We start from the raw sequence: 9,886 nt of genomic DNA, 5'->3' as shown, positions 1-9,886 counted from the left end.
GGGGAGGGTCGGACCGGCCATGGGGGCTTTCTGCGCACGAAGCCACAATTGCGACCGGGGGTCGGATGCGGGGAAGGGAATGACTGATGGCGCAGCGTGGCCCCAAACCTCTTCCGACCCGAATGAAGCTGGTGACCGACACCGCCCGAGCGCATCGTCTCAATCCGCAGGAGCCGAGGCCTGTGCCGGAGGTACCCACTGCAGCATCCGGCCCAGATCCGAGTCGACGGCTAGGCTGGCTTCCTGCGGCAGGCCGGAGATCCATTCGCGGATTTCGCGGGCCTCCCGACGCAGCTCAATGATCTGCCGGAGGTGAGAGAGGCGCGTCTCCTCGCGTTTGAGGCGGGCCTGTGCGAGCTGTCGCCGGTGCTGCAGGATTTTCCACTGCCTCTCGCGCTCCTCACACTCCTCGCGGCGCACGCGAATGGTCTCTAGAATGAGCTCTATGCCGGCGACTATTTCGGGGACCATCCGTTCCACGCGTTGCGTCTTGCCGTCACCCCACGTCTTCCGCAGGCCGTCCGCCCACGCGTCGATCGAGAACACGAGCTCGCCGGTCCACGCAGTCACATACTCCGGCCAAGGCGGTCGGCTGCCGAACGAAACGCTGTCCCAATCGTTGCGCCGAAGGGACCGTGCCTGTCTCTCTTTCCTCTTCTCCTCCCGAGCGATTTCTTCTGGGGTCGGTACGTATTTCAGCCTTCTCGTTCGTTCGAGCAGGGTGAAGCTGATCTTGTCCGCGCCCTTTTGAACGGACATCTTCTCGCCGGCCGCTGTCAGGCTCAGCCCGACCTCCTCGAGTGTCCGCGCCAACGCGTCGAGGAAGAAGCAAGCCCGTTCGGCGGACGCAGCGCCGACGACCACGCCACACAGGCCTGGCGCCGTGGCGCTGAGGACGCCCTCCTTGTCCGGCTTCCTGGTCCGAAGGAACTTCACCGTTGTCGCCACCGAGGCGTGTGGGTTTTCCATCAGAGGCATTGGGGTTTCTGGCGTCGCCTTGATGGTAGCAGCCCGGACTTCCCGCTCATCGCCCGCTTCACCGAGATCGAGAGCGGCAAGCGCAACGACAGGCCGGAACTGGACCAGGCGCTGACCCTCGCCCGGCTTACCGGCGCTACCCTCGTGATCGCCAAGCTCGACCGCCTCTCCCGCAACGCCGCCTTCCTGCTCACGCTGCGCGACAGCGGCGTCCGCTTCCTCGCCGTCGACATGCCCGAAGCCAACGACCTGACCGTGGGCATCATGGCGCTGGTTGCTCAGCAGGAACGCGAGGCGATCTCCCGCCGCACGAAAGAGGCTCTGGCGGCCGCTAAGGCCCGCGGCGTGAAGCTGGGCAACCCCAACGGCGCCGCGGCCCTCAGGCGGGCAGGGGAGGGCGGTGCGGCGCTTCGAGCAGCGGTCTCTCGCAATGCGGACGAGTTTGCGGCGGGACTGGCGGAGGTGGTCGCTGCGATCCGGGCGGAGGGGCATGTGTCGCTCCGGGCGATTGCCGCGCAGCTCAATGCGCGGGGCATCCTCACCCGGCGGGGCGGGCGGTGGCAGGTGTCGAATGTGAGGGGGCTGCTGACGCGGATTTAAAGCAATAAAAATAGCGATGAATCGTGGAGAGCAATGGTGTTAGGTCTATCTTCGGCCCAAAGCAGGCGTCTGTGCCGAGGGCAGCGAACGGCCGGTGTCCGCCCGCAGGATGAACTGATCGCCGCCGTCCCGAATTAGCTCCACTCAGTCGATCGTCCCGAACCCCGCTTCCGCCAACCACCATGGGCATTCAGAAGGCCAAGTGCGAAGCTCGTCGCGCTGTCAGGACGATGACGGCTTTGACACCGCGCGAAAACTGAAACAGGCTGCGCGGAATCACAGCAGCGTCTTGCGCGCGGAGATGAGGTCAGCCCTGAAAACCGATCCTGGAGTCCAAGGCAGCGACCGGGCCGCCTATCTCGGCGCCTTCTACATGATGGTCGTCTCAGCAATCATGGCGATCGATTCCGTCATTGTTCGCCTGCTCTCGCCCGAGGTTCACCCGTTCATCATGGGCTTCACCCGTGCCGGCTTCGGCCTGCTCGCGGTGCTGCCGTGGATCCTGCGCCGGCGCTCCATGCTCGCAACGCACTACCGCGCGCGGCATTTCGTGCGCGCCGCCCTGAAGCTGGCGTCGCTCATCGCCTTCTTCTACGCCTTCGCCTCGGCGCCGCTGGCCGACGTGACGGCGATCGCCTTCACCTCGCCGATCTTCGTCTTCCTAGGTGCCTGGCTCCTGCTCGGAGAGCAGCCGCGCCGGGCGCGCCTGATCGCAATGGCAATCGGATTTGTCGGTGTTCTGATCGTCGTCAGGCCCGGGCAGGCGGGTGAGCTACCGCCCGGTCTGTGGTTTGCGCTCGCGGGGGCCCTGCTTACGGCGGTGATCCAGCTGCTCCTGAAGGACATGTCTGCGACGGACAGCACCGAGACGCTTGTGGCCTGGAACCTGATCCTGATGGTGCCGATCGCCGCGGTGCCGGCGCTCTTGGTCTGGTCCAACCCGTCGCCTGCGGCATGGGGCTTTCTGGCGCTTCAGGGGGTGATGGGCGCATTCAACATGATGCTGGCCACCAAGGCCTTCTCGCTGGCCGAGGCCTCGCTGATCGCGCCGTTCGATTTCCTGCGCCTCCCGTTCGTTGCGTTGCTGGGGTGGCTGCTGTTTTCCCAGCCGGTCACGGCATCGACCTTGATCGGGGGAACGGTGATCTTCCTCGCCACGCTGCTGATGGCCCGCAGCGCCGGGCGCCGAGTGATCAGTCAAACCTGACGGCGGCCCGCCGTGCCTTGGGGTCCGGCGTGTCGAAGGCTTCGAGGATCGTCCGGCGCAGGCGGTCGTGCATGGGCGTACTGCGGTTCGGCGCGAGATTGAGGTAGAGCGACGAGGTGAACTCGGGCGGGATCTCGATAGATCGAAAGCTCACGTTCTGCATCTGCATGGCGGAGGCCGAGCGCGGGACCAGCGCAACGCCGAGGCCCGCGTTGACGAGCGCCACGATGGTCTGGGTCTGGCTCACCTCCTGCACGATGCGCGGCGCGATGCCCGCGGTGGCGAAGAGCGCGCGATGGGTCTCGCGCAGAAAGCCGCCGCGTTCTGCCGAGAAGCCGATGAACGCCTCGCCGTCAAGATCGGCTGCGCTCACCCGCGCCGGTTCGTGCAGCCGGTGCCCCCCGGGCAGGGCCAGCACGAAGGGCTCGCGCACCACCTGGATGCTCTCGATTTCGCGGTTGCGCCCGGTGGTGCGCGTCAGGCCGAAGTCGAGCCGGCCGGAGTGCATCGCCTCGACGATCTCATAGCTCATCATCTCGATCGGGTCGAAGCGTATGCCGGGCATCTGTTCGCGCAGGGCGGTCACGATGCGCGGCACGAACTCCAGCGCAGCCGACGGCACGAAACCCATCGCCACCGTCCCCACCTCGCCACGCGCGGCCTGGCGTGCGGAGAGCACTGCGTACTCGGCGCGTTGCAGCAGGTCGATGGCGCTGGCCAGAAAGCTGGTGCCCGCCGGCGTCAGCCGCACCGACCGGTTGCTGCGCTCGAGCAGGGTCAGCCCGATTCGATCTTCCAGCAGCATGATCTGCCGTGAGAGCGGCGGCTGGGTCATGTTCAGCCGGGCGGCGGCACGGCGAAAGTTCAGTTCCTCGGCCACGGCCACGAAGCAGCGCAACTGGTGAAGCTCGAATGATCCCTTGGACATGAGACGCGTTCCGCATCGCTTTCGATGCGCCACAATGATACAAGTTATGGATCGTTTCAATCCAAGAATGGAATATACTTAACCAACTCCCCAGGTATCCTTCCATGGATTCAACACGTGTCGGCTGCGGCCGGCACGGGATCGGGGGCAGTCGCGGCGCGATTGCCGGAGGCTTGAAATGGGAGGAAACCATGCCTTTTAAGATCGGTCGCACTTTCGCGGCACTGCTTGCCAGCACCATTGCCGGGCAAGCCTATGCGCAAGACGCTGTCACCGTCGTTCTCTCGGAGGAGCTGGAGAACGTAGAGCCCTGCATGGCCGCGAAGTCGAACATCGGCCGCGTGATCCTGCAGAACGTGTCCGAAACCCTGACCGAGCTGGTGCCCGGCGAGGGCCTACAGCCGCGCCTTGCGACCGCCTGGGAAGACAAGGGCAACGGCACCTGGTCCTTCACCCTGCGCGATGGCGTCACGTTCTCCGACGGCTCCACGTTCGATGCCGCCGACGTGGTGTTCTCGCTGGAGCGCAACAAGTCCGACAAGTTCGTCTGCGAGACCGGCGCCAAGTATTACGGTGGCATGGAGCTGACCACGAACATCGTCGACGATCTGACCGTCGAGATCACGAGCAATCCGCCGCAGCCGATCCTGCCGCTGCTGATGTCGACCCTTGCCGTGCTGCCGTCGGAGGCCAATGCCGACGCCTTCGTGGATCAGCCCGTAGGCACCGGCCCCTACAGCTTCGACGAGTACGCCCGCGGCGAATATATCAAGCTGAGCGCGCGGGATGACTACTGGGGCGAGGCGCCCACGGTGAAGAGCGCGACCTATGTGTTCCGCTCCGAAAGCGCCGTACGCGCGGCGATGGTTGCCGCAGGCGAGGCCGACATTGCGCCCAACATCGCGCTCCAGGATGCGACCAACCCGGAGACCGATTACAGCTATCCGAACTCCGAGACCGTCTACATGCGGCTCGACCTCAACACAGCGCCGCTCGATGACGTGCGGGTCCGGCAGGCGATGAACTACGCGGTCGACAAGGAGGCATTCGTGGGCACCATCCTCGCCGATGGAACCTTGCTCGCCACCGGCATGACCCCGCCTTCCACGATTGGATACAACCACGATCTGACGCCCTATTCCTACGATCTGGAGAAGGCCAAGGAGTTGCTCGCCGCGGCGGCTGCCGATGGTGTGCCGGTTGATGCAGAGATTACCGTGATCGGCCGGCTCGAGAACTTTGCCAACGTCACCGAGACGATGGAGGCGCTGACCTCGATGTGGCAGGAGGCCGGGCTCAACATCAAGTTGCAGATGGTTGAGACGGCGGAGTGGAACGAGTATTACTCCAAGCCCTTCGCCGAGAGCGGGGGCCCGATCGTAGTGGAAGCCATGCATGACAACGCCAACGGTGACCCGGTCTTCTCGATGTTCAACAAGTATGCGTCCGAGGGCGTGCAGTCGGGTGTGACCGATACCAAGCTCGACGGGATGATCGCAGAGGCCACGGCGGCCACCGGTGATGAGCGCGAGAGCCTCTGGAAGGACACCTTCGCCTATGTCTTCAACGACCTCGTGGCGGATGTCTTCCTGTGGCACATGGTGGGCTTCACACGCGTGAACGAGCGGCTTGATTTCGAGCCGAGCATCAAGACGAACTCCGAGCTGCAACTGTCGCAGATCAAGTTCAAGTAACACGACCTTCGGGGGCGGCCCTCCCGCCGCCCCCGAGCCAACGGTTTCGCGCGGGGCGCCGACATGAACTCCTTCCTTGGCAAGCGCGCCATCGCCAGCGCCATCTCGCTGGTCGGCCTCATCATACTGGTGTTCTTCCTGTCGCGGCTGACAGGCGATCCCACCGATCTCTACCTGCCCGTCGATGCCTCGCTCGAGAGCCGTGAGCGCTTTCGCGAGATCAACGGGCTGAACGATCCGCTCTACGTGCAGTTCTTCCGTTATATGGGCGACCTCGTGCAGTTCGACTTCGGAATGTCGATCCGCCGGGCCGAACCCGCGCTGGACGCCGTGCTGAGTGCCTTCATGTGGACGCTGCAACTCGCGCTCATCACCATGTCGCTGGTCACGGTTTCGGCCATCGTGCTGGGCTCGCTCGCGGCCTTCCACGTCGGCGGCTTCTTCGACCGGATCGCGACCTTCTTCTCACTGATCGGCGCCAGCGCGCCTGATTTCTGGGTCGCCATCGTCGCCATCGTGGTGTTCTCCGTGACCCTGGGCTGGGTGCCAACATCGGGCACAGGCACCCTCTGGCACTGGATCCTGCCCATCGGCGTGCTTTTCATCCGGCCCTTCGGCCTGATCGTGCAGATCGTGCGCGGCTCGATGATCACGGCGCTCAGCTCTGCCTACGTGAAGACCGCGCGGGCGAAGGGGGTGAAGAACCGGCCCATCATCTTTGTCCACGCGCTGCGCAATGCCATGCTGCCGGTCATCACCGTGATCGGTGACCAGGCGGCCGCCCTACTGAACGGCGCAGTGGTGGTGGAAACGATCTTCGGCTTCCCGGGCGTCGGCAAGCTGATGATCGACTCGATCCTGCAACGGGATTTCACCGTGGTGCTGGCCGCGATCTTCGTCACCGCTGTTGCAATCTTCGTCATGAACATCCTGATCGACATCCTCTACGCGGTGCTCGATCCGCGCATCCGGTACTGAGCCATGGCCCTCACCGAACAGCCCGTCATTCCCGACGCTCCGCCTGCCTGGATCAGCATCCTCAAGATGCTCTGGCGCGACAAGTTCGCCTTCTGCGCAGCACTCTTCCTGCTGTTGATGATCCTTTGCGCGGTTTTCGGGCCAGCGCTGCTGGAGGGTGTTGCCACCAAGCAGAACCTGCGCGGCCGTAACTCTCCCCCGTTCGATTTTTCGCAGCCCTGGGTGATGTGGCTCGGCGGCGACGCGCTGGGCCGTCCGCTGCTGGCGCGCATCATCGTGGCGGCGCAGAACACGCTAATGGTGGCGACCGGCGCGGTGATCTGCTCGATGATCCTCGGCACCACGCTGGGGCTGATCGCCGGCTACTCCTCCAAGTGGGCGAGCCAGGTCATCATGCGGCTGGCTGACGTGATCATGTCGTTCCCCTCGCTCCTGCTCGCGGTGATCGTGCTCTACATGCTCGCCCCCTCGGTCGGAAACCTGATCGTCGTGCTGGCGATCACCCGGATCCCGGTCTACCTGCGCACCTCGCGGGCCGAGGTGCTCGAGGTGCGCGAACGGATGTTCGTGCAGGCCGCGCAGGTGATGGGCGCCTCGACGCGGCGCATCGTCTTCCGCCACATCCTGCCGGTGGTGTTCCCCACGCTCGTCACCATCGCCACGCTGGATTTTGCCTTCGTCATGCTCGCCGAAAGCTCGCTCTCCTTCCTCGGCATCGGCATCCAGCCGCCCGAGATCACCTGGGGCCTGATGGTCAGCCAGGGCCGGCCCTACCTGACCACGGCCTGGTGGCTCTCGTTCTGGCCCGGCCTCGCGATCATCCTCACCACCCTGTCGCTCAACTTGCTCAGCAACTGGATGCGCACCGCGCTCGACCCGGTGCAGCGCTGGCGACTCGACACCCCGAGGAAGAAGTGATGGCCGAGCACCTTCTCGAAGTTCGCGGCCTCACGGTCGACTTTCACACCGCCCGCGGCGTCGTCCATGCCGTGCGCGACGTGAGCTGGCACCTCGACCGGGGCGAGTGCCTTGCGATCCTCGGCGAGAGCGGCTCCGGCAAATCCGTCTCCGCCAGCGCGGTCATGAACCTGATCGACTGCCCGCCGGGCGAGATCGTCTCGGGCGAGATCCTGTTCGGCGGGCAGGACGTGCTGAAGATGTCCGACGAGGCGCGGCGGCAGTTGAACGGCAAACGCATCGCGATGATCTTCCAGGACCCGCTCAGCCACCTCAACCCGGTCTACACCGTAGGCTTCCAGATCGAGGAGATGCTGACCGCCCACGACACGCCGAAGGAGCAGGCGAGGGCGCGCTGCATGGAGCTGCTGGAGCGCGTCGGCATTCCCGACTTCCGCAACAAGATCGACAGCTACCCGCACCAGTTTTCCGGCGGCCAGCGACAGCGGATCATGATCGCCATGGCGCTCGCGCTGAAGCCCGATATCCTCATCGCCGATGAGCCCACCACGGCGCTCGACGTGACCGTGCAGGCGCAGATCCTCGCGCTGCTGGAGGAGTTGCAGGCCGAGACCGGCATGGGCCTTCTGCTCATCACCCACGACCTCGGCGTTGTGGCCGAGGTGGCCGACCGGGTGGTGGTGATGAACTCCGGCCAGATCGTTGAGGCCGGCAGCGCGGCGGACGTCTACCGCTCGCCCAAGCACCCTTACACCAAGAAGCTCATCGGTGCGGTGCCGGGCAGCGGTGAGATGGCCGCGCCGCTCGACACCGGCATCAAGCCGATGCTGGAGATCAACCGGCTGACCAAGCACTTCGGCGCCTTCGTCGCCCTCGAAAGCGCCAGCCTCACCGTGCTGCCCGGCGAGACGGTGGCCATCGTCGGTGAAAGCGGCTCGGGCAAGTCGACCCTGGCCAAGACCCTGCTGCGGCTGGAAGACGCCACCTCGGGCGAGGCGCTCTACCAGGGCCGCGACCTTGTGACGATTGACGCGCGCGAGCTCTTCGCCCTCCGCCGCGAGATTCAGATGGTGTTTCAGGACCCCACGCAATCGCTCAACCCGCGCATGTCGGTCTATGACATCGTGTCCGAGGCCTTCGCGATCCACCCCGAGATCCTGCCGAAAGCGCGCTGGAAGGACCGGGTGCGCGGGTTGCTCGAGCAGGTCGGCCTGGAGGCTGGCCACATGCACCGCTACCCGCACCAGTTTTCCGGCGGTCAGCGGCAACGGATTGCGATTGCCCGCGCCCTAGCGCTGGAGCCGAAGCTCATCGTCTGTGACGAGGCGGTCTCGGCGCTCGACGTCTCGGTGCAGAGCCAGGTCATCGACCTGCTGACGAAACTCCAGCAGGAGATGGGCCTCAGCTACCTCTTCATCGCCCATGACCTGCCGCTGGTGCGCGACTTCGCGCATCGCGTGGTGGTCATGCAGGGCGGCCGGATCGTCGAGCAGGGGCCGGTGGCCGAAATTTTCGACAATCCCCGCAAGGACTACACCCGCAACTTGATGGCGGCCTCGCTCGATCCCGATCCCGAGGTCCAGGCCGAGCGCCGCCGTGCAAAGCGCCGGATGCAGGAGGAACTGGCATGACCAAAAGCGATGTGCTCGTGATGTACCCGGCTCGCGACAAGGCGATGGCGCAGCTGGAAGAGGCCTACACGCTCCACCGTTACGACGAGGCCGCTGACAAGCCCGCCTTCCTGCGCGAGTTCGGGCCGCGCTGCGAGGCCGTCGTGACCAACGGCCATGCCGCGCTGACCGGCGAGCACCTCGAGCATCTGCCCGCGCTGAAGATCGTCGCCTGCTCCTCCGCCGGTTTCGAGCTGATCGACGACGCGGCGTTGAGGGCCCGTGGCATCTGGCTCACCAACTCTTCCGATGCCCTGCTCGACGACGTGGCCGACACCGCGCTCATGCTGACGCTCGCCGCGCGCCGCCAACTGGTGCCCGCGCACGCCTACGTGCAGTCCGGCGACTGGGGCCGGAAGGGGATGTACCCCCTGCTGTCCTCGATCCGCGGCAAACGGGCGGGCATCGTCGGGTTGGGCAACATCGGCTCAGCCATCGCCGCACGGCTCCTCCCGCTTGGCTGCGACATCGGCTATACGGCGCGCAGCCGCAAGCCGGTGGACCACCTCTATTTCGCCGATGTTCTCTCGCTGGCCACCTGGTCCGACATCCTTGTGGTGATCGTCCCCGGCGGCGAAGTGACCAAAGCCATGATCAACGCCCCCGTGCTGGAGGCGCTCGGCCCCGCCGGCACCCTGATCAACGTGGCGCGCGGATCGGTGGTTGATGAACCGGCCCTCATCGACGCCCTCTCCAACGGCAAGCTGGGCAACGCCGGGCTGGACGTTTATTGGAACGAGCCCAACCCCGACCCGGCGCTGACGTCGCTGCCCAACGTCACCCTCTACCCGCACCACGCCAGCGGCACCGTCGAAACGCGAGATGCAATGGCACAGCTGGTGGTCGACAACCTCGCCGCCTATTTCGCCGGCACGCCGCTCCTCACCCCCGTCTACGCGCTGGGCTGAACCAC

The 9,886-nt window shown here is 65.4% G+C and carries 9 protein-coding genes; 7 read left to right on the top strand and 2 right to left on the bottom strand.

All coding sequences use genetic code 11. The features are described 5' to 3' along the window. Positions 1–159: 159 nt before the first annotated feature. Complete coding sequence (locus tag DYI42_RS13400; RefSeq protein ID WP_244867907.1) at positions 160–969, bottom strand: hypothetical protein; 810 nt, start codon at positions 967–969, stop codon at positions 160–162. On the opposite strand from DYI42_RS13400, the gene DYI42_RS13395 reads away from it, so the two are divergent. Both DYI42_RS13395 and DYI42_RS13390 read left to right on the top strand, forming a co-directional pair. Beyond that, on the top strand, positions 955–1,578 hold the full coding sequence (locus DYI42_RS13395; RefSeq protein ID WP_213546495.1) for a recombinase family protein: 624 nt from the start codon (positions 955–957) through the stop codon (positions 1,576–1,578). The genes DYI42_RS13400 and DYI42_RS13395 overlap by 15 nt on opposite strands. A 301-nt stretch (positions 1,579–1,879) precedes the next feature. Beyond that, the gene (locus tag DYI42_RS13390) at positions 1,880–2,785 is read left to right on the top strand and encodes a DMT family transporter (RefSeq protein ID WP_244867906.1); all 906 of its coding nucleotides are present in this window, start codon (positions 1,880–1,882) and stop codon (positions 2,783–2,785) included. On the opposite strand, the gene DYI42_RS13385 is transcribed toward DYI42_RS13390, so the two are convergent. Continuing rightward, positions 2,772–3,713, bottom strand: a complete 942-nt coding sequence (locus DYI42_RS13385; protein ID WP_213546494.1) for a LysR substrate-binding domain-containing protein — start codon at positions 3,711–3,713, stop codon at positions 2,772–2,774. The two genes, DYI42_RS13390 and DYI42_RS13385, sit on opposite strands and share 14 nt — an antisense overlap. A 191-nt stretch (positions 3,714–3,904) precedes the next feature. Here DYI42_RS13385 and DYI42_RS13380 point away from each other — a divergent pair, with 191 nt between their 5' ends. The 5 genes from DYI42_RS13380 (at position 3,905) to DYI42_RS13360 (ending at position 9,881) form a co-directional block, all read left to right on the top strand. Beyond that, positions 3,905–5,407, top strand: a complete 1,503-nt coding sequence (locus DYI42_RS13380; protein WP_213546493.1) for an ABC transporter substrate-binding protein — start codon at positions 3,905–3,907, stop codon at positions 5,405–5,407. 63 nt (positions 5,408–5,470) lie between these two features. After that, entirely contained in the window at positions 5,471–6,385 is a 915-nt protein-coding gene (locus tag DYI42_RS13375) for an ABC transporter permease (protein WP_213546492.1), read from the top strand. Positions 6,386–6,388: 3 nt separating this feature from the next. Then, on the top strand, positions 6,389–7,303 hold the full coding sequence (locus tag DYI42_RS13370) for an ABC transporter permease (RefSeq protein ID WP_213546491.1): 915 nt from the start codon (positions 6,389–6,391) through the stop codon (positions 7,301–7,303). Next, complete coding sequence (locus DYI42_RS13365) at positions 7,303–8,934, top strand: ABC transporter ATP-binding protein (protein WP_213546490.1); 1,632 nt, start codon at positions 7,303–7,305, stop codon at positions 8,932–8,934. Before DYI42_RS13370 ends, DYI42_RS13365 begins: the two co-directional genes overlap by 1 nt. Next, positions 8,931–9,881 (top strand): 2-hydroxyacid dehydrogenase, encoded by a 951-nt coding sequence (locus DYI42_RS13360; RefSeq protein ID WP_213546489.1) that lies wholly within the window; start codon positions 8,931–8,933, stop codon positions 9,879–9,881. The genes DYI42_RS13365 and DYI42_RS13360 overlap by 4 nt, the downstream gene beginning before the upstream one ends. Positions 9,882–9,886 lie beyond the last annotated feature (5 nt).

It is taken from the genome of Vannielia litorea (assembly GCF_018424695.1).
Classification (GTDB): domain Bacteria; phylum Pseudomonadota; class Alphaproteobacteria; order Rhodobacterales; family Rhodobacteraceae; genus Vannielia; species Vannielia litorea_A.
Note: the sequence above shows the minus strand (reverse complement) of the source record. Positions and strands in the feature narration are given on the sequence as shown.

Coding starts and splice junctions, on each gene's coding strand:
- DYI42_RS13400 (WP_244867907.1), bottom strand. CDS start 969: ATGGAAAACCCACACGCCTCGGTGGCGACAACGGTGAAGTTCCTTCGG.
- DYI42_RS13390 (WP_244867906.1), top strand. CDS start 1,880: ATGAGGTCAGCCCTGAAAACCGATCCTGGAGTCCAAGGCAGCGACCGG.
- DYI42_RS13385 (WP_213546494.1), bottom strand. CDS start 3,713: ATGTCCAAGGGATCATTCGAGCTTCACCAGTTGCGCTGCTTCGTGGCC.
- DYI42_RS13380 (WP_213546493.1), top strand. CDS start 3,905: ATGCCTTTTAAGATCGGTCGCACTTTCGCGGCACTGCTTGCCAGCACC.
- DYI42_RS13375 (WP_213546492.1), top strand. CDS start 5,471: ATGAACTCCTTCCTTGGCAAGCGCGCCATCGCCAGCGCCATCTCGCTG.
- DYI42_RS13370 (WP_213546491.1), top strand. CDS start 6,389: ATGGCCCTCACCGAACAGCCCGTCATTCCCGACGCTCCGCCTGCCTGG.
- DYI42_RS13365 (WP_213546490.1), top strand. CDS start 7,303: ATGGCCGAGCACCTTCTCGAAGTTCGCGGCCTCACGGTCGACTTTCAC.
- DYI42_RS13360 (WP_213546489.1), top strand. CDS start 8,931: ATGACCAAAAGCGATGTGCTCGTGATGTACCCGGCTCGCGACAAGGCG.